At 72.3% G+C, this 18,878-nt stretch carries 20 protein-coding genes; 13 read left to right on the top strand and 7 right to left on the bottom strand.

Annotated elements, in window-relative coordinates; translation table 11 throughout:
- Positions 1-204 precede the first annotated feature (204 nt).
- The 8 genes from DFQ13_RS04385 to DFQ13_RS04350 all read left to right on the top strand — a co-directional run bounded on the left by DFQ13_RS04385 (position 205) and on the right by DFQ13_RS04350 (position 8,485).
- Positions 205-1,974, top strand: a complete 1,770-nt coding sequence (locus DFQ13_RS04385; RefSeq protein ID WP_035280664.1) for an ABC transporter family substrate-binding protein — start codon at positions 205-207, stop codon at positions 1,972-1,974.
- Between the two features lie 183 nt (positions 1,975-2,157).
- Entirely contained in the window at positions 2,158-3,156 is a 999-nt protein-coding gene (locus DFQ13_RS04380; protein WP_110078914.1) for an ABC transporter permease, read from the top strand.
- 43 nt (positions 3,157-3,199) lie between these two features.
- On the top strand, positions 3,200-4,096 hold the full coding sequence (locus DFQ13_RS04375) for an ABC transporter permease (protein ID WP_110078913.1): 897 nt from the start codon (positions 3,200-3,202) through the stop codon (positions 4,094-4,096).
- Complete coding sequence (locus DFQ13_RS04370; RefSeq protein WP_052020947.1) at positions 4,096-5,259, top strand: ABC transporter ATP-binding protein; 1,164 nt, start codon at positions 4,096-4,098, stop codon at positions 5,257-5,259. Before DFQ13_RS04375 ends, DFQ13_RS04370 begins: the two co-directional genes overlap by 1 nt.
- On the top strand, positions 5,252-6,292 hold the full coding sequence (locus tag DFQ13_RS04365) for an ABC transporter ATP-binding protein (protein ID WP_110078912.1): 1,041 nt from the start codon (positions 5,252-5,254) through the stop codon (positions 6,290-6,292). The genes DFQ13_RS04370 and DFQ13_RS04365 overlap by 8 nt, the downstream gene beginning before the upstream one ends.
- A 75-nt stretch (positions 6,293-6,367) precedes the next feature.
- The gene (gene mshB / locus DFQ13_RS04360) at positions 6,368-7,237 is read left to right on the top strand and encodes an N-acetyl-1-D-myo-inositol-2-amino-2-deoxy-alpha-D-glucopyranoside deacetylase (protein WP_110078911.1); all 870 of its coding nucleotides are present in this window, start codon (positions 6,368-6,370) and stop codon (positions 7,235-7,237) included.
- Positions 7,234-7,638: a hypothetical protein gene (locus DFQ13_RS04355; protein ID WP_110078910.1), complete on the top strand. Its 405-nt coding sequence runs from the start codon at positions 7,234-7,236 to the stop codon at positions 7,636-7,638. Before mshB ends, DFQ13_RS04355 begins: the two co-directional genes overlap by 4 nt.
- Positions 7,631-8,485, top strand: a complete 855-nt coding sequence (locus tag DFQ13_RS04350) for a hypothetical protein (protein ID WP_110078909.1) — start codon at positions 7,631-7,633, stop codon at positions 8,483-8,485. Before DFQ13_RS04355 ends, DFQ13_RS04350 begins: the two co-directional genes overlap by 8 nt.
- 246 nt (positions 8,486-8,731) lie before the next feature.
- Here the strand turns inward: DFQ13_RS04350 and DFQ13_RS35505 are convergent, their stop codons facing one another.
- A complete protein-coding gene (locus DFQ13_RS35505) occupies positions 8,732-9,760 on the bottom strand; it encodes a GNAT family N-acetyltransferase (protein ID WP_456049224.1) in 1,029 nt (342 codons plus the stop codon).
- Between the two features lie 133 nt (positions 9,761-9,893).
- On the opposite strand from DFQ13_RS35505, the gene fdxA reads away from it, so the two are divergent.
- The gene (fdxA, locus tag DFQ13_RS04340) at positions 9,894-10,214 is read left to right on the top strand and encodes a ferredoxin (RefSeq protein ID WP_035283709.1); all 321 of its coding nucleotides are present in this window, start codon (positions 9,894-9,896) and stop codon (positions 10,212-10,214) included.
- Positions 10,211-11,299 carry a succinyldiaminopimelate transaminase gene (dapC, locus tag DFQ13_RS04335; RefSeq protein WP_035283707.1) on the top strand — a complete coding sequence of 363 codons (1,089 nt, stop codon included), beginning with the start codon at positions 10,211-10,213 and terminating at the stop codon, positions 11,297-11,299. The genes fdxA and dapC overlap by 4 nt, the downstream gene beginning before the upstream one ends.
- A gap of 59 nt (positions 11,300-11,358) precedes the next feature.
- Here dapC and dapD read toward each other — a convergent pair whose 3' ends face one another.
- Positions 11,359-12,339 (bottom strand): 2,3,4,5-tetrahydropyridine-2,6-dicarboxylate N-succinyltransferase, encoded by a 981-nt coding sequence (gene dapD / locus DFQ13_RS04330; protein ID WP_110078907.1) that lies wholly within the window; start codon positions 12,337-12,339, stop codon positions 11,359-11,361.
- Positions 12,340-12,384: 45 nt separating this feature from the next.
- On the opposite strand from dapD, the gene dapE reads away from it, so the two are divergent.
- Together dapE and DFQ13_RS04320 are read left to right on the top strand one after the other, a co-directional pair.
- Positions 12,385-13,452 carry a succinyl-diaminopimelate desuccinylase gene (gene dapE, locus DFQ13_RS04325; protein WP_110078906.1) on the top strand — a complete coding sequence of 356 codons (1,068 nt, stop codon included), beginning with the start codon at positions 12,385-12,387 and terminating at the stop codon, positions 13,450-13,452.
- Positions 13,453-13,580: 128 nt separating this feature from the next.
- Positions 13,581-14,363: a cutinase family protein gene (locus DFQ13_RS04320; RefSeq protein WP_110078905.1), complete on the top strand. Its 783-nt coding sequence runs from the start codon at positions 13,581-13,583 to the stop codon at positions 14,361-14,363.
- Between the two features lie 16 nt (positions 14,364-14,379).
- Here DFQ13_RS04320 and DFQ13_RS04315 read toward each other — a convergent pair whose 3' ends face one another.
- A complete protein-coding gene (locus tag DFQ13_RS04315; RefSeq protein WP_110078904.1) occupies positions 14,380-15,270 on the bottom strand; it encodes a glucosyl-3-phosphoglycerate synthase in 891 nt (296 codons plus the stop codon).
- 14 nt (positions 15,271-15,284) lie between these two features.
- The gene (gene folP / locus DFQ13_RS04310; protein ID WP_233438300.1) at positions 15,285-16,100 is read right to left on the bottom strand and encodes a dihydropteroate synthase; all 816 of its coding nucleotides are present in this window, start codon (positions 16,098-16,100) and stop codon (positions 15,285-15,287) included.
- 157 nt (positions 16,101-16,257) lie between these two features.
- Here folP and DFQ13_RS04305 point away from each other — a divergent pair, with 157 nt between their 5' ends.
- Complete coding sequence (locus DFQ13_RS04305; protein ID WP_035283700.1) at positions 16,258-16,926, top strand: lysophospholipid acyltransferase family protein; 669 nt, start codon at positions 16,258-16,260, stop codon at positions 16,924-16,926.
- A 1-nt stretch (position 16,927) separates the two neighbouring features.
- On the opposite strand, the gene DFQ13_RS04300 is transcribed toward DFQ13_RS04305, so the two are convergent.
- The 3 genes from DFQ13_RS04300 to DFQ13_RS04290 all read right to left on the bottom strand — a co-directional run bounded on the left by DFQ13_RS04300 (position 16,928) and on the right by DFQ13_RS04290 (position 18,825).
- Complete coding sequence (locus tag DFQ13_RS04300) at positions 16,928-17,473, bottom strand: LOG family protein (protein WP_035283698.1); 546 nt, start codon at positions 17,471-17,473, stop codon at positions 16,928-16,930.
- Positions 17,473-18,243, bottom strand: coding sequence for an LOG family protein (locus DFQ13_RS04295; protein WP_110078903.1), 771 nt, complete (start codon positions 18,241-18,243; stop codon positions 17,473-17,475). The genes DFQ13_RS04300 and DFQ13_RS04295 overlap by 1 nt, the downstream gene beginning before the upstream one ends.
- Before the next feature lie 96 nt (positions 18,244-18,339).
- A complete protein-coding gene (locus DFQ13_RS04290) occupies positions 18,340-18,825 on the bottom strand; it encodes a GNAT family N-acetyltransferase (protein WP_052021272.1) in 486 nt (161 codons plus the stop codon).
- Positions 18,826-18,878: the final 53 nt, after the last annotated feature.

The following is an 18,878-nucleotide window of genomic DNA, read 5'->3' as shown; positions in this document are numbered from 1 at the left end:
CCTGCTTGTCACCCTTTGGTCACGATCGACGTGGGACCGGTGACCAGACCGTGCCAGGTTCCTAGCGTGCCCACCTAGTGCGCCCACCAACGCTTCGTTGGGGGCGTGATGGGTAACGGGTGCCGCCCAGCCGGACCGGCTGCGGATCGCCCAGTGCTAGGAGGGCACGTGTCAATCAAAAGAAGCTCACTGTCGGCTGCCGCGATGGCTGTCGGTGCGTCGCTCGTCCTGAGCGCCTGCGGCGGTTCCACCGGCGACGGCGGCACCAACACCGGCCCGTCCGACGACGTCGCGGCCATGGCCGTGGCCAAGGGCGAGAACGGCGAAGCCACCGAGTACACCTCCCCCGAGGTCGCGCAGTCGGGCGACACCTTCACGGTGTCCACCGACAACCCGTTCACCGCGTACAACAACGCGGCGTCGGACGCCAACAACTCGTACAACACCTTCGCGCTGACCCAGGTGCTGTCCGGCGCGTACAAGCTCGACGGCAACAACAAGGTCCTGCTGGACAAGGACGTGATGGAGAGCGTCGAGCTCACCAGCGAGTCCCCGCAGGTCGTCACCTGGAAGATCAAGCCGGGTGTCAAGTGGTCCGACGACGCCCCCTGGGACTGCGACGACTTCTACCTGGCCTGGCTGGCGCAGACCGGCAAGTCCAAGAGCGCCGACGGCAAGGACCTGTTCACCGCCGCGGGCACCAACGGCTACGAGCAGATCGACAAGGTGGAGTGCAAGTCCGACACCGAGGTCGTCACCACCTTCGGCACCCCCTACCCGGACTACAAGGGCCTGTTCGGCGTCTCCGCCGACGTCCTGCCCGCGCACGTCCTGGAGCAGGGGACCGGCGTCGCCGACATCACCCAGGTCCAGCCGACCGGCGGTGACCCGGCGGTGCTGGCCAAGGTCGCCGAGTTCTGGAAGACCAAGTGGAACGGCTTCACCAAGGAGCTGATGCCCTCCTCCGGTCCGTACGCGATCACCGGGTTCGAGCAGAACAACTCGGTCACCCTGGAGCGCAACCCGAAGTACGCGGGCAAGCCCGGCGGCCCGGCCAAGCTCATCCTGCGCGGCATCTCCGACCAGGTCGCCCAGGCCCAGGCGCTGGAGAACGGCGAGGTCCAGGTCGCCTCGATGGCCCAGCCCGACGCCAACGCCGCCGACCGCCTGCGCGGCCTGTCCGCCCAGGGCGTGACCTTCGGCGCCTCGAACGGCCTGTCGTTCGAGCACATGGACCTCAACTACAAGAACAAGTTCCTCGCCGACGCCGCGGTCCGCAAGGCGTTCATGCAGTGCGTCAACCGCGACGAGCTGGCCGAGAAGCTGATCCGCCCGGTCCTCGACGACGCCAAGCCGCTCGGCTCGCTGGTGTTCTTCCAGGGTGAGGACGGCTACGTCGACAACTACGCCGACTACAAGGGCGACACCGAGGCGGCCAAGAAGACGCTGACCGACGCCGGCTACACCATCGGCGCGGACGGCTTCGCGGCCAAGGACGGCGCCAAGCTGTCGCTGAAGATCAGCCACACCGACATCCCGCGGCGCAAGCAGACCGTGGAGCTGGTCCAGTCGCAGTGCAAGGCGGCGGGCATCGAGATCATCGACGACGTCGACCCGAACTTCCTCGACACCCGGGTCTCCGCGGGCGACTACGACATCGCGCTGTTCGCGTGGTCCGCGGCGCCGTTCAAGTCGACCCAGAAGTCGATCTACTCCACCGGCGGTGGCCAGAACTGGTCCGCCTACAGCAACCCCAAGGTGGACGCGGCGTACCAGGACGCGGCCAGCAACCTCGACGAGGAGGCCTCGAAGAAGGCCTTCCAGGAGGTCGACAGGCTGATGGCGGCGGACAACTACTCGCTGCCGCTGTTCTCGCTGCCGAACATGTGGGCCTTCAAGGGCATCGACCGCGTGTTCTTCCAGTCCTACAACGGCGCTCTCTGGAACGCCAACGAGTGGGTCAAGACCTCGTAGTCGTCCCCGCCGCCCCGGGCGGCGGCTGACTCTGGTCGAACAAGCGCAGGGGCCGGACCACACCGTCCGGCCCCTGCGCTTGAGCCCTCCCACCTGTCGAACGGCGTACACCGAGGACAGGCGGGACACTCAGAGTTCGGGCCCGACCGGCCCGGCCGCCTGGGCCCCACCGAGGAGCTTTCCGTGATTCGCTACATCATCCGACGCCTGCTGATCTCGATACCGATCCTGCTGATCGGCAGCGTCCTCGCGTTCTTCATGGTCGCCGGGGCGGGCAACCCGCTGGCCGAGCTGAAGGCCAAGCCGGGCACTACCCCGCAGCAGATCGCCGACCTCGAGGCCAGCCTGGGCCTCGACCAGCCGATCATCGTGCGCTACTGGCGGTGGCTGCTGGACTTCCTGCAGGGCGACTGGGGCCAGAGCATCGCGCTCGGCCAGGCCAAGGTCGAGGTGTTCGACTCGGTCATGCGGGCGCTGTGGATCACCGCTCGGCTCGTCGTGGGAGCCGAGGTCCTGGCCATCGTGCTGGGCGTGACCGTGGGCGTCATCGCCGCCGTCAAGCAGTACTCGATCTTCGACTACCTGGCCACGTCGGCGGCCTTCCTGATGTTCTCGATGCCGATCGTCTGCGTGGCGATCATCCTCAAGACCTACGGCATCCAGTTCAACAACGTGCTCCAGGACCTCGGCTTCGACCGCTGGCTGAGCACCGTCAGCCCCGCCGAGGGCGGCTTCCAGGGCAGCTTCGGCGAGGTGGTGTTCCAGTACACGGGCACCTACCTGCTGCCGACGCTGAGCCTCACGCTGATCAGCTTCGCCGCCTACAGCCGGTTCCAGCGGGCCTCGATGCTGGAGACGCTGAACTCCGACTACGTGCGCACCGCCCGCGCCAAGGGCATCTCCCAGCGGCGGGTCATCTTCCGGCACGCCTTCCGCAACGCGCTGATCCCGGTGTCGACGCTGTTCTCGCTCAACGCGGCCGTGCTGTTCTCCGGGGCGATCATCACCGAGGCGGTGTTCGGCTGGCGGGGGATGGGCGCCCTGCTGGTGTCGTCCATCCGCACCTTCGACCCGTACATGCTGATGGGCTGGCTGATGGTCACCGCCGCCCTGGTCATCACCTTCAACCTGGTTGCCGACGTGATGTACGGCATCCTCGACCCGAGGATTCGCCTTGCCTAGTGACCCGTCCCCCGTCCTGAACCCGGCGACCCCGGGCGGTCCGGTGCCGACCACCGTCGGCGCCACCGGCAGCGAGTTCGACACCACCAAGGCCCGCAAGCAGAGCACCCTGATCGTCAAGCGGTTCCTGCGGCACCGGCTGGCCATGGCCAGCCTGGTCGTGTTCCTGCTGATCGCCGCCTTCGGCTTCCTCGGCCCGCTGTTCTGGACCGTGTCCATCGAGGACACCTCCAGCCGCGGCTACCTGCCGCCGAGCGCGGAGCACCCGCTGGGCACCATCCAGACCGGCAAGGACATGCTCGCCCAGCTCATCGTGGGCACCCGGCTGTCGCTGGCCATCTCGCTGGTCGTCGCCCTCGGCTCGACCATCGTCGGCGTCGTCATGGGCACCCTGGCCGGTTACCTGCGCGGGGTCGTCGACTCCGCCATCAGCCGGTTCGTCGACCTGATGCTGATCATCCCGCAGATCGCGGTCGCGGCCATCCTGGTCCGCGCCCTCAGCGGGAGCTGGTACGTCGTGGCGCTCATCCTGGCCGCGTTCGCCTGGATGCAGACCGCGCGGATCACCCGCGGCGAGACGCTGTCGCTGTCGCAGCGCGAGTACATCGAGGCCGCCAGGGCCGCGGGCGCGAAGACCCGGTGGATCATCTTCCGGCACCTGGTGCCCAACATGGTCGGCACCATCACCGTCAACACCACGCTGGCGGTCGCCACCGCGGTCCTCTCCGAGGCCGCGCTGTCGTTCATCGGGCTCGGCGTGCAGTCCCCGGACACCTCGCTCGGCCTGATCATCAACGAGAACTACTCGCAGATCACCAACCGCCCCTGGCTGTTCTGGGGCCCGTTCGTGATCATCGTGCTGATCTCGCTCGCGGTGAACTTCATCGGCGACGGCCTGCGCGACGCGTTCGACCCCAGGCAGACGAAGGTGCGGAGCTGATGAGCAGTCTGATCAACGACGGCGTCGACCGGGTGCTCACCGAAACGGTGCTCGCGGTCGAGGACCTCTCGGTCACCTTCCCGACCGACGACGGCGACGTGCACGCGGTGCGCGGCGTCTCCTACGAGCTGCGCCCGCGCGAGGTGCTCGGCATCGTCGGCGAGTCCGGCTCCGGCAAGTCGGTGTCCTCGATGGCGGTCATGGGCCTGCTCCCGGGCAGCGCCCGGATCACCGGCTCCATCCGCTACCGGGACCAGGAGCTGGTGGGGCGCGGCTACAAGGAGATGATGGGCGTCCGCAACAACGGCATCGCCATGATCTTCCAGGACCCGATGACCTCGCTCAACCCGGTCTACACCATCGGGTGGCAGCTCGCCGAGGCCTACCGCGCGCACCACCCGGTGTCGAAGAAGGCGGCCTGGGCCAAGGCGGTCGAGGCGCTCGAACTCGTCGGCATCCCGCAGCCGGACCGGCGCGCGGCGCAGTACCCGCACGAGTTCTCCGGCGGCATGCGCCAGCGGGTGGTGATCGCCATGGCGATCATCAACGACCCGGACGTGATCATCGCCGACGAACCGACCACCGCCCTCGACGTGACCGTGCAGGCGCAGATCCTGGAGACCCTGCTGCGCATCCGCGACGAGACCGACGCGGCCATCGTGATGATCACCCACGACCTCGGCGTCGTCGCGGGCATGGTCGACCGGGTGCAGGTCATGTACGGCGGCACCGTGGTCGAGTCCGGCCCGGTCGACGAACTGTTCGACACCCCGAGGATGCCCTACACCGTGGGCCTGCTCGGCTCGCTGCCCAACCCGGCCACCCTGGGCAAGCGGCTCACCCCGATCAAGGGCTCCCCGCCCTCGCTGATCAACCTGCCGACCGGCTGCGCGTTCTCCCCGCGCTGCCCGCTGGTCGTCGAGGAGTGCACCACCACCGAGCCGCCGCTGGCCCCCACCGAGCGGGTGGAGCACACCACCCGCTGCCACCGGTGGGAGCACCTGGCGTCGCTGGAGCGCCCGCAGGCCCTGTTCGAGCACGAGGAGATCGGCTCGGTGGAGAACCCCGCCGCGCTGACCCAGGCCGACCCCGACCTGCCGGTGAGCGAGGACCTCGCCGTGGTCGAGCAGCGGTTGGCGCAGGAGGAGAAGTCCGATGACTGAGACGCACACCGCCGCCGCCCCGGCCGACGCCGCCGACGCGACGACCCCGCTGCTGCGGGTCCAGGACCTGGTCAAGTCGTTCCCGGTGCGCGGCGGCGGGATCATCCCGCGCACCATCGGGCAGGTGCACGCCGTGTCCGGCGTCAGCTTCGACCTGTCCAGGGGCGAGACGCTGGGCCTGGTCGGCGAGTCCGGCTGCGGCAAGTCCACCACCGGCCGCGCCATCCTCCAGTTGCACAAGCCCACCTCGGGCTCGGTGCGGTTCGAGGGCCGCGAGCTGACCACGCTCAAGCCCGCGCAGATGCGCCCGCTGCGGCGCGACCTGCAGATCGTCTTCCAGGACCCGTACGCCTCCCTGGACCCGCGCTGGCAGGTCAACGACGTCGTCTCCGAACCCCTGCGCATCCACGGGGTCGGTGAGAACGCCAAGGACGTGCAGCACCGGGTGGACGAGCTGCTGGAACTGGTGGGGCTCAACCCCGAGCACCGCAACCGCTACCCGCACGAGTTCTCCGGCGGGCAGCGCCAGCGCATCGGCATCGCCAGGGCGCTGGCCCTGGACCCGAAGCTGATCGTGCTCGACGAGCCGGTGTCCGCGCTCGACGTGTCCGTGCAGGCCGGTGTGGTCAACCTGCTGGAGGAACTCCAGGAGCGCCTGCACCTGGCGTACCTGTTCGTCGCGCACGACCTGTCCGTGGTGCGGCACATCTCGCACCGGGTGGCGGTCATGTACCTGGGCAAGATCGTCGAGATCGGCGACCGGGAGGCCATCTACGAGCGGCCCACCCACCCCTACACCCAGGCGCTGCTCTCGGCCGTCCCGGTGCCCGACCCGCGCCAGGAGCGGGCCAGGCAGCGGATCGTGCTCTCCGGCGACGTGCCCAGCCCGGTGGACCCGCCCTCGGGCTGCCGCTTCCGCACCCGGTGCTGGAAGGCGCAGGACATCTGCGCGCGGGAGGAGCCGCCGCTGGTCGCGCACGGCGCCACCCTGTCGGCCTGCCACTTCGCCGAGGAGCGCAGCGTCCTGCCGTAGCGACGCAGTAGGGTTCGGGCGCCGGTGCCACCCCCGGCGCCCGGACCCTACGCGTGCCTAAGGCTGACCCTCCCCATGCTCACAGCCCCACCACGACTGCTGCTCGTCCACGCCCACCCCGACGACGAGAGCCTGTGGACCGGCGGGACGATCGCCCGCTACGCCGCCGCGGGCGTCCAGGTCACCCTGGTCACCTGCACCCTCGGCGAGGAGGGCGAGATCATCCCCGCCTCGCTGGCCCAGCTCGCCGCGGGCGCCGCCGACCAGCTCGGCGGTTACCGGGTGGGCGAACTGCGCGCCGCCTGCGCCGCCCTCGGCGTCTCCGACCACCGCTACCTCGGCGGCATGGGCCGCTGGCGCGACTCCGGCATGGTCGGCACCGCCGCCAACGCCCACCCGCGCGCCTTCGTCGGCGGCGACCCGGCCGAGCAGGCCGCCGCCCTCGCCGAGGTCCTGGCCGACGTCCGCCCGCAGGTCGTCATCACCTACGGCCCCGACGGCGGCTACGGCCACCCCGACCACGTCCGCGCCCACGACATCACCGTCGCCGCCCTCGCCGACCTGCCCGACGTCTCCCGCCTGTACTACGCGGTCAACTCCGCCCGGGCCACCGCCGACGGCGTCGCCGCCCTCAGCGGCACCGAGGGCCTCCCCTGGCGCCTGCCCACCCCCGGCGAACTCCCGGTCGTGGACGACGCGGAGATCACCACCGCCATCGACGTCACCGACCACCTGCCCGCCAAGCTGCGCGCCCTGCGCGCGCACGCCACCCAGATCGCCGTCTGGCGCGGCGACGACGGCGCGCACAGCTACTCGCTCACCAACGACATCGCCCAACCGGTCCTGGGCCACGAGTACTACACCCTGGCCAGGGGCACCACCGGGGCCGACACCGACCTGTTCGGCGGCCTGGCCCCGGTCGAGCACGTGGGCGCCGACCGGTGACCGGGGCGCAGCGGGCCCGGTACGCGGGGCTGCTGGCGCTCAGCGCCTTGCTCGCCGTGTACGAACTGCTCTTCCTGCCGCTGCGCCTCGACGGCACGGTCCTGCCGAAGCTGGGCGACCTCCCCTTCCCGGTCACGGTCCTCGTCGCCGCGTTTACCCTGCCGTGGCTGGTGGTAAGAGCCAGCAGGCTGAAGATGAAGGCCTCGGTCGCGGCGGGCCCGCTCTACGCGTGGCTGGCCGCCCTGTTCGCCTTCATCGTCGTCACCCCCGGTGGCGACACGGTGGTGATCGCCGACTGGCGGACACTGCTGCTGCTCGCGGGCGGAGCGTTCCCGGCCACGGTCAAGATCGGCGACGTCCTGGCCAGGTCGGCAGGCAAGGGAGGCGGGAGCGGTGGCTGAGGCGATCACCGACAGGCAGGTCGTGACGGTTCTGCGCCCGTTCGTCCGGGCCACCACCCCGATGCTCTCCGCCCTGCGCGAGTCCGACCCCCTGGGCCTGGTCCGCCGAGTCCTCCCCTCCGCGACCCGCCCCGAGACCAAGGCCCTCCCCGCGTCCACCGGCGACGCCGAGGACGCCAAAGCCCTGGCCACGGTGGACAGGTCCCGCCGCGAAAAGCTGCTGGACGGCCTGGAGAGCCTCAAGGTCCCCGGCACCCAGGCGTGGTCGGAGATGACGGTCACCGAACGCGACAACTGGTGGGTCAACCGGGTGGGCCGCTTCACGGTGCTGTTGGCCTCCATCCCCGGCCTCGGCGGCGCCCTCGCCGACCGCCTCCCCATCCAGGACGCCCTGGCCACGGCGGGCCAGGGCCTCCTGCTGTCGGCCATGGCAGCCGAACACGGCATCACCGACCAGGCCGACCGGGTCCGCCTCATCGCCGCGGTCCTGTTCGACCGCCACATCGACCCCGACCTGGCCGCGGGCAAGGACGACCACCTCACCAGGGAACAAGAGGACGCCACCACCGCCGAACTCACCGGCGACCTGGACGAATCAGCCCGCAAACACGGCAAGATCACGGTCAAGGCCGCCACCAACACCCTCTGGCGCTTCGGCCGAACCCTCTACGCCCTGGGCGACGAACTCGACAAACGCCCCCAGGGCCGCTTCTACCACAAGGCAGTGGGACTGCTCCCGGTCGTGGGAATGGCCGCCGACTACCTCGGCGAACGCAGCGCCCTCAAGCGAGCCGCCAAGAAGGCCCGCCGCTGGCTGGACGCCCACCCCGCCCCCACCTCCGCCTGACGCCGCACCCACACCCCACCGCACCCACACCCCACCGCACCCACACCCCACCGCACCCACACCCCACCGCACCCACACCCCACCGCACCCACACCCCACCGCACCCAGGGGGCCGTGCCCAGGTCCATTCTACCGGCGGAGGGTGTCCGGCGGAGAGATGTGGATCTTGCCTGTGGACAACTCGGCAAACTGTGGACAACTCGGATCGGCCGCGGGTGGGAGCATGTCGGGCCAGGTCGTCGCAGGTCAGGCGGGTACCCAGTACCGGTAGCGGTGCGACTCCACGTACCCGAGCCCCCGGTAGAGCGCCAACGCCCCCTCGTTGTGCGTCGCCACCTGCAACACCCGCCGCCGCGCCCCGTGTGCCGCCGCCCACGCGTCCAACCCGGCCAGCAACCGCCGCGCGCACCCGCGCCGCCGGTGCCCGCTCCGCACCTCCAGCACCGCGATGTGCAGGTGGTCGTCGACGACGCACCCGCGCGCCACCCCGACCACCGCACCGCCCTCCCGCAGGCAGGCGAACCCCACGCGCGGCCCGGAGGTCAGCACGGCCCGCTGCGCCGCCGACGGCTCCCCGCCCACGGCCAACTCGAACCACCCCGGGGGAGGGGACCCGACCACCTCCACACCCGACCCGCCCACACCTGACCCGCCCACGCCCGGTCCGCCCACGCCCGGCCCACTCACGTCCGGTCGGCCCACCTCCGGCGCACCTGCGCCTGATCCACCCCCGCCTGGCCTTGGCCTGGCCACGCCCACCCCTGGCGCACCTCCGCCCGATCCGCCCGCGCCCGGCCCCTCCGCACCTGGCCTGGCCGCGCCCGGCCCGCCCATGTCTGGCTGGCCCACCCCCGGCGCCCCCATCCCCGGCGCCCCCACGCCCGACCCCTCCACGCCCGCGCCGCCCACCTCCACACCCGTCCCGCCAACGGGCGCCCACCCCGGTCCCGGACCCAGCACCGAGGTCAGGACGGCGGACTCAGCGCCTTTCGGGTGCGCCAGGTTCACCTCCCACCCCAACCCGGGCAGGGCCGCCTCCACCTCGTCGCCCACCACCGCCTGCACGTACGGCCGAATCCCGTGCTCCGCGGAGAACGAGACCACCGCCCGCAGCGCGGCGGGCAGCGGCACCCCGGGTGGGCCCACGGCCAGCGCGCTGTTCGCCCGCCCCGTGTACCCGCCCGACGCCCGCAGCAGCCACCGCCCGAGCGGTCGGGTCACCACGGCGGGCCAGGCCCGCGCGCACACGTCTTCGAGTTCGCCCACCGCACGCACCCGGGAAGTGTCGCCGGGCCGTGTGAGCTAGACGGCACCGGGTGCGTGCCCGGTCGGCCCGGAGGAGATACTGTCGGTCGTCGCGCATCCTCCCGAGTGCGCGCGCTACACCACGAAGGAGCAGGAGAGCGCAGTGACCTACGTGATCGCCGAGCCCTGCGTCGACATCCTCGACAAGGCGTGCATCGAGGAGTGCCCGGTCGACTGCATCTACGAGGGCGACCGGATGCTCTACATCCACCCCGACGAGTGCGTTGACTGCGGTGCCTGCGAGCCGGTCTGCCCGGTGGAGGCCATCTACTACGAGGACGACGTCCCCGACCAGTGGACGAACTACACCAAGGCCAACGTCGACTTCTTCAACGACCTCGGTTCCCCGGGCGGTGCCTCCAAGGCGGGCAAGACCTCCGCCGACCCGGACTGGATCAAGGCGTTGGACCCGCGGGGCGAGTGAACTTCCCCGACCTCCCGGACTTCCCCTGGGACACCCTGGCCGACCACGCCGCACGGGCACGGACGCACCCGGACGGCGTGGTCGACCTGTCAGTGGGCACCCCGGTGGACCCGGTCCCGGACCTGGTCCAGGCCGCCCTCGGCGCGGCCTCGGAGCTGCCGGGCTACCCCACGACGCACGGCCTGCCGGAGTTGCGGCAGGCCGCGGTGGACGCGCTGGCCCGCCGCCACGGCGTGCTCGGCGTGGACCCGGCGGCGGTGCTGCCCACCATCGGCTCCAAGGAGCTGGTGGCGTGGTTGCCGACGCTGCTGGGCGCGCGCGGCCGGGCGGTCGTGGTGCCGGAGCTGGCGTACCCCACCTACGACGTCGGTGCCCGGCTGGCCGGTGCCAGGGTGGTCCGCTCGGACGGCCTGACGGCGCTGGGCCCGGAGGCCCCGGCGATGGTCTGGCTGAACTCCCCGTCCAACCCCACCGGCCGGGTCCTGCCGGTGGAGCACCTGCGCAAGGTCGTGTCCTGGGCCCGGGAGCGCGGCACGGTCGTCGTCTCCGACGAGTGCTACCTGGCCCTGGGCTGGGAAGCCGAACCCGTCTCCCTGCTGCACCCCTCGGTCTGCGACGGCGACTTCACCGGCCTGCTGTCGGTGCACTCCCTGTCGAAGACCTCCAGCCTGGCCGGTTACCGGGCGGGTTTCGTCACCGGTGACCCCGCCCTGGTCAAGGGCCTGCTGGAGGTCCGCAAGCACGCGGGCATGATCGTCCCCCGCCCGGTGCAGTCCGCCATGACCGCCGCCCTCGCCGACGACGCCCACCTGGTCGCCCAGAAGGCCCGCTTCGCCGCCCGCCGCGCGGTCCTCAAGCCCGCCCTGGAGCGCGCGGGCTTCACCGTCGAGCACTCCGAGGCCGGTCTCTACCTGTGGTCCACCCGGGCCGAGTCCGCCTGGGACACCGTCTCCTGGCTGGCCGACCGGGGCATCCTGGTCGCCCCCGGCACCTTCTACGGCCCCACCGGCGACCGCCACGTACGCATCGCCCTGACCGCCACGGACGAACGCATGGCCGCCGCCGCCGACCGCTTGGCGGCCTAGCCCCACCGACACGACGAGGCCCGCCCCGGATCGGGGGCGGGCCTCGTCGTGTCAGTGCCTCAGTTGGCGTGCAGGGCCGCGTTCAGCTCCACGCCGCCGCCGTCGCGCTTGACGACCTCGACCGCGCCCGTGGTGGAGTTGCGGCGGAACAGCAGGCCGGATTCGCCGGAGAGGTCCCTGGCCTTGACCGTGGTGCCGTCCGGCAGGGCGACCTTGGTGCCCGCGGTGACGTAGAGGCCCGCCTCGACCACGCAGTCGTCGCCGAGGGAGATGCCGATGCCCGCGTTGGCGCCGAGGAGGCAGCGCTCGCCGAGGGTGATGGTCTCCTTGCCGCCGCCGGAGAGGGTGCCCATGATGGAGGCGCCGCCGCCGACGTCGGAGCCGTCGCCGACGCTGACGCCCGCGGAGATGCGGCCTTCGACCATGGACGCGCCGAGGGTGCCCGCGTTGTAGTTGACGAAGCCCTCGTGCATGACCGTGGTGCCGGTGGCCAGGTGGGCGCCGAGGCGGACGCGGTCGGCGTCGGCGACGCGGACGCCGCCGGGCAGCACGTAGTCGACCATGCGGGGGAACTTGTCGACGCTGTAGACCGTCACCTGGCCGCGGGCGCGCAGGGCGAGCCTGGTCTGCTCGAAGCCCTCGACCGCGCACGGCCCGTGGTTGGTCCACACGACGTTGCTGAGCAGGCCGAAGACGCCGTCGAGGTTCTGCCCGTGCGGGCGGACCAGGCGGTGCGAGAGCAGGTGCAGCCGCAGGTAGACGTCGTGCGCGTCGGCGGGCGGGGCGTCGAGGTCGTCGATGCCGGTGCGGACCGCGATGACCTCGACGCCGCGGGCGGGGTCGGGGCCCAGGAGGGCGGAGACGCCCGCGCCGAGGGCCTCGACGGCCTCGTGCTCGGACAGCCGCAGGGTGCCGGGGGTGGGGGCCCGGCCCAGCTTGGGGTTCGGGAACCACGTGTCGAGCACGGTCCCGCCGGTGGTCACGGTCGCCAGGCCGACGCCGTGGGCGGCCCTGTTGTCGATCGACTCTGCGCTGCTCACGGGCGCAACGGTAGCCAATGCCGGACCCCGGTAGCGTGGCCACCCGTGACCCCCGTGCTCGATCTCACCGCAGACCCCGTCGACCTCACCGCCGCGCTGGTGGACGTGCCCAGCGAGTCGGGGCGGGAGGGGGTGCTCGCCGACGCCGTGGAGGCCGCGCTGCGGGCGCAGGCCCCGCACCTGGAGCTGGTGCGCTCGGGCAACACCGTGCTGGCCAGGACCACCCTGGGCCGCCCGACGCGGGTGGTGTTCGCCGGGCACCTCGACACGGTGCCGGAGAACCGGAACCTGCCCTCGCGCCGGGAGGGCGGGGTGCTGCACGGGTTGGGCACCGTGGACATGAAGGGCGGCGACGCGGTGATGCTGCACCTGGCCGCCACCGTCGCCGAGCCGGTGCACGACCTGACGTTCCTGTTCTACGACTGCGAGGAGGTCGCCGCCGACCGCAACGGCCTCGGCCGGGTCGAGCGGGACCTGCCGGAGTGGATGCGCGGTGACCTGGCCGTGGTGTGCGAGCCGTCGAACGCGGTGATCGAGGCCGGGTGCCAGGGCACCATGCGGGTCGTGCTGCGCACCACCGGTGCCCGGGCGCACACCGCGCGGGGGTGGATGGGCGTCAACGCCGTGCACGCCCTCGGCGGCGCGCTGCGGACCCTGGCGGAGTACGAGGCGCGCGTGGTCGACATCGACGGGTGCACCTACCGCGAGGGCCTGCAGGCGGTGCACGTGTCCGGTGGGGTGGCGGGCAACGTGGTGCCGGACGAGGCGGTGCTCAAGGTGAACTTCCGGTTCGCCCCGGACCGGTCGCCGGAGCGGGCCGAGGCGCACGTGCGGGAGGTCTTCGCCGGGTACGACCTGACCGTGGAGGACGTGTCGCCGGGGGCGCTGCCCGGGCTGGGCGCGCCCGCGGCCCAGGAGCTGATCGCGGCGGCGGGTGGGCGGCCGGTGGCCAAGCTGGGGTGGACCGACGTGTCCAGGTTCTCCGCGCTGGGCATCCCGGCGGTGAACTTCGGGCCGGGCGACCCGACGCTGGCCCACACCCAGCAGGAGAACGTGCCGGTGGAGCACATCACCCGGTGCCTGGAGGTGCTGCGGCGGTTCGTCGCGGGCTGAAAATCGGGAATTGTACCGAAATACCGCCGGGTAACCCAGAGCGGCTTTTGCTCACGCCCATCCAAGGCCGCCGGAATTTCCGTGCCGCGTATTGCCCTCGATCTGGGAACAGTAGTATTTCTCAAGGCATGAAACTCGTTCGGGCACTTGGCGGCATCGCGGCCGCCGCCATCCTGGTGCTCACGCTGACCCCCGCGGGCGAGGCGGCGCCGCAGGCGGTGGCGTGCGCGCCGCTGCACGTCTACGCGGTGCGCGGCAGCGAGGAGGTGGGCCCGTTCGGCAACCAGATCGGCCCCGTCGTCGACGAGCTGGCCCGGCTGCGGCCGGGCGGGGTCAGTGCCCAGGGCAACAGCTACCCGGCGGTGATCTGGGAGCTGAGCTGGGGCCGCCCCGACCTCGCGCACACCTACGCCGAAAGCGTCCGCGACGGCGTGCGCCGGATGCAGTCGGACCTGGCCGCGCTGCGCGCGAACTGCCCGGGCAGCGACGTCGCCGTCATCGGCTACTCCCAGGGCTCCGACGTCATCCGCCGCACCCTGGCGAGCCAGAAACCCGATCCGCGAATTCGGGTGCACCTGCTCGCCGACCCCAATTTCGACAGCGAAGACCCATTCCTGCCGATGGTCAACGACATCCGGGAAGCGATCACCAGCCGCACCGGCATCTCGCTGGGCATCAACCACTTCTTCTTCGACGACATCCCGGAGAACCCGTTCGCGCTCGGCCCGATCCCGCTGTTCCCGCCCGGGTGGAACGCGATCTCGCTGTGCTGGCGCAAGGACCCGGCCTGCGGCGGCGGCCTCGGCGGTCTGCCGTTCCGCTGGGGCGACGACGGGGCGCACGTGGACTACCACCTGATGGCCCCGCAGCTCGCCCGGGAGATCCTCGCCTGGTCGGACTCCCGCCACTGACGGCCACGCGGACCGGCTACCGGCGCTCCAGCACCTCGGCCATCGGCGGGCGGTCCGCGACCAGCACCGGCACCCGGTCGGGCACCCACTCCCCGCCCACCTGCACGAACTGGGTCAGGTCCGCGTCCGCCGCGGGCAGGCCGCAGCGGGAAAGGGCGGTGCCGAGGATCTGCCGGGACATGACCCCCAGTTGCAGCAGCGACCGGTTGCGGTGCTTGCGCACCCCCAGGTTCACCTGCGCCAGCCCCGCCAGCCCGTAGCGGGCGTGCGCGTCGAGCAGCAGCCCGATCTCCACCCCGTACCCGGCCGCGAACGGCACCGACGCCAGGAACTCGCGGGTCCCCGCGTACTCCCCGCCCAGCGGCTGGATGACCCCGGCCAGTTCCGGGCGCAGGGCCGAGAGCACCGGCCGGGCCAGCAGCTCGGTCACCCGCCCGCCGCCGGTGCTCTCCAGCCGCAGCGGGCGCCGGTAGAAGCCCTTCACCAGGTGGATGTCCGACAGGGTGAGCAGCGGTCCCAGCAGTGCCGGGACGAACGCGGGGTCTGGGTCGACCAGGTCGGAGTCCAGGAACACCAGCAGGTCGCCGGTGGTGGCGGCCAGGGAGCGCCACAGCACCTCGCCCTTGCCGGGGCGCGCGGGCAGCTCCGGGAGCACCCGGTCGCGGTGGACCACCCGGGCGCCCGCGGCGGCGGCGACCTCGGCGGTGCGGTCGGTGGAGGCGGAGTCCAGCACCACCAGCTCGTCGACCAGGGTGCCCAGCAGGGGGCGGACGGATTCCACGACCGCGCCGACCGTGGCCTCCTCGTCCAGTGCGGGCAGCACCACGCTCACCGTGCGGGTGCCCTTCGCCCGGACCAGCGCCGAGACCGACCACTCCGGGCTCTGCCAGGTGCGGTCGGCCAGCATCCGCTCGACCGGGTTCACGCCAGCGCCCGCAGCGCGCGGCGCGGCGGGCGGGTGCCCGCGATCGCCGCCACCATGTCCACCACCCGGCGCGTCGCCCGGACCTGGTGGGCGCGGAACACCCGGGCGCCCGCCCCCGCGGCCAGCGCGGTCGCGGCCAGGGTGCCCTCCACCCGGTCCTCCACGCCCACGCCCAGCGTCTCGCCGATGAAGTCCTTGTTGGACAGCGCCATCAGCACCGGCCACCCGGTGCCGACCAGTTCGTCGAGCCTGCGCAGCAGCTCCAGGCCGTGCCAGGTGTTCTTGCCGAAGTCGTGCGTCGGGTCGATCAGCACCCCTGCCCTCGGCACCCCCAGGGTCACCATCCGCTCCGCGCGCCCGACCAGCTCCGCGGCGACCTCGGCGACCACGTCGGTGTAGCGGACCCGGTGCGGGTCGGTGCGCGGGGCGGCGCCGCCGGTGTGCGAGCAGACGATGCCCACGCCGAACTCGGCGGCCACCTCGGCCAGCGCCGGGTCCGCCCCCGCCCAGGTGTCGTTGATCAGGTCCGCGCCCGCCGCGCACACCGCCCGGCCGACCCGGGAGCGCCAGGTGTCCACGCTGATCACCAGGTCCGGGTGCCGCTCGCGGACCGCGGCCACGAACGGCACCACCCGCCGCGCCTCCTCGGCGGCGTCCACGGCCTCCCCGTGCGAGCCCGCCCGCACCCCGCCGATGTCGACGATGTCGGCGCCCTCGGTGACCGCCCGGTCGACCGCGGCCAGCGCGGCGGACTCGGCGAAGGTGGCGCCGCCGTCGTAGAACGAGTCCCTCGTCCGGTTCACGATCGCCATGACCAGCGCCCGGTCGCGCGGGACCGGGCGGGAACCGAACCGCAGTGCTGTGGTCACGACCCCCGATCGTGCCATGCGGTCGGTCACCCGGGTCGGTGACCGGCGTCTCCGGGCGCGGGGGCGGGACTACAGTGGGGTCGACCTAGGAGGGTTCGCCGTGTTCTACCGCGCGCTGCGTTCGGTGTTGTCGTTCCTCGCCAAGCTGTTCTTCCGCCCCACCGTTGTGGGCGCGAACCTGGTTCCGACGAAGGGGCCGGTGATCCTGGCCATCAACCACCTCGCGGTCATCGACAGCTTCGTGGTGCCGCTGATGCTCTCGCGCAAGGTGGCGTTCCTGGCCAAGGCCGAGTACTTCACCGCGACCTCGCTGCGCGGGCGGCTGGTGGGCACCCTGTTCCGCGCCCTGGGCGCGATCCCGGTCCAGCGCGACAACAGCCGGGCCGCCCTGCAGTCGCTGGAGGTCGCGGGCGCCGTCCTCGACCGCGGCGACGCGTTCGCCATCCACCCGGAGGGCACCCGCTCCCTCGACGGCAAGCTGCACCGCGGCCGCACCGGGGTGGCGCAGCTCGCCCTGGAGCACGGGGCGCCGGTGGTGCCGGTGGCCCTGGTCGGCACGGACCGGGTGCAGCCCGCGGGCACCCGCCTGCCCCGGCCGCGCCGGATCAAGGTGGTCTTCGGCGAGCCGCTGGACTTCTCCCGCTACGCGGGCCTGGGCAACTCGCTGCCGATCCGCCGCGCGGTGACCGACGAGGTCATGTACGCGCTGATGGAGCTGTCCGGCCAGGAGTACGTCGACAGCTACCACAAGCGCCCCGACGCCGCCTGAGCTACCGCGGCGCGACCGCGTCCAGGGCCTCGTCGACCGTCCTGGTCACCACCAGGAAGTCCAGGGACGCGGGGGAGACGAACCCCTTCGCGGCCAGCCCGCGGGTCCACTCCAGCAGCCCCGCGTAGTGGTCGTCCGGGTCCAGCACGACCACCGGTTTGCGGTGCATCCCCAGGTAGCCCGCGGTCCACACCTCGAACAGCTCCTCCAGCGTGCCCAGCCCGCCGGGCAGGGCCAGGAACGCGTCGGCGCGGTCGTCCATGATCCGCTTGCGCTCGCGCATGGTGTCCACCACGACCAGTTCGTCGGCCTCCGGGTCGGCCACCTCCAGGTCCACCAGGCCCTGCGGGATCACCCCCAGGGTGTGCCCGCCGCCGCGGCGGACCGCGCGGGCCACCGCGCCCATCATGGCCGCGCTGGACCCGCCCCAGACCAGCGACCAGCCTCGGTCGGCGATGCCCGCGCCCACCTCGTCGGCGAGGTCGAGGTGACCGCGGGGGACGTTCGAGTTCGACGCGCAGTAGACGCACACCCCGTGCCCGGCCATCAGTGCGCGTCGCTCCAGGCCTGGTAGGCGTTCTCCACGACCTGCACGGCGTCGTCGACGTCGTCGGTGAGGTGCAGCAGCGCCATGTCCTTCTCGCCGATCTTGCCGCTCTTGAGGACCGAGTCCCGCAGCCAGTCGTAGAGCCCGCCCCAGTACTCGGTTCCGAAGAGGACCACCGGGAACTTGGTGACCTTCTTGGTCTGCACCAGGGTCAGCGCCTCGAACAGCTCGTCGAGCGTGCCGAAGCCGCCGGGCAGGCAGATGAAGGCCTGCGAGTACTTGATGAACATGGTCTTGCGGGCGAAGAAGTAGCGGAAGTTCACGCCCAGGTCGACCCACTCGTTGAGGCCCTGCTCGAACGGCAGCTCGATGCCCAGGCCCACGGAGAACCCGCCCGCGTCGGACGCGCCGCGGTTGACCGCCTCCATCACCCCCGGCCCACCGCCGGTGATCGCGGCGAACCCGGCCTCGGCCAGCGCCGCGCCGATCCGCTGGCCCAGCTTGTACTCCTCGTGGTCGCGCGCGGTGCGCGCCGACCCGAACACGGTGACCGCCCGCGGCACCTCGGCCAGCGCGCCGAAGCCCTCGACGAACTCGGCCTGGATGCGCAGCACCCGCCACGGGTCGGTGTGCACCCAGTCGCTGGGCCCGCGCGAGTCCAGCAGCCGCTGGTCGGTGGTGGTCGACTCGTCGCTGCGGTCGCGCCGCAGCGTCACCGGTCCGCGCTGGCGCTCGCGCGGCGGCTCGTCCTTCTTCGGCTCGCTTGTCACGGCCGCGAGTCTAGGGTGATCACCCCATGTCCGGCGGTCGGAAAACGCCCGCCCCGGCAAACAGCGGGCGAACGGGCCGGACCGACCGCCGGGTGATCACCGGGCGGGCCCGGGGACGGGGAGCGCGAGTTCGACCTCGAGCTGGTCCCGGTGGGCCGGGTTCGGCTCGCCGCGGCCGGTGGGCGCGAAGCCGAGGCGGTCGTAGAAGCGGTGGGCCCGCGCGTTGTGCTCCCACACCCAGGCGGTGACCGTGTCGACGCCCAGCTCCCCGGCCCGCCCGACGACCGCCGCGACCAGTCCGTCGGCGAGCCCGCCGCCGCGGTGGCCGGGGGCCAGCCACAGGGAGACCAGTTCCAGCCCGGCCGGGTCCGGCGCGCCCGCCGCCAACCCGACCGGGGTGCCGTCGACCAGGGCGGCGAACACGGCGTGCCGGGACGGCCAGGACCGCCAGTCGGCCTCGGTGAACGCCGTCTCCCTGGCCAGGGTGGAGGCGAAGGCGTGCGGGCTGTCGACGAGGGCGGCGAGGCGCACGGCCCGCAGGGCGGACCAGTCCTGCGGGGTGAGGCGGGTGACCTCGGGCATGGGGACATCGTCGGGGCGGGGTCGTGGTGTCGGCAACCGCGTTTCCGCCGGGC

The sequence above is a fragment of the Actinokineospora spheciospongiae genome (genome assembly GCF_003182415.1).
Classification (GTDB): Bacteria; Actinomycetota; Actinomycetes; order Mycobacteriales; family Pseudonocardiaceae; genus Actinokineospora; species Actinokineospora spheciospongiae.
Note: the sequence above shows the minus strand (reverse complement) of the source record. Positions and strands in the feature narration are given on the sequence as shown.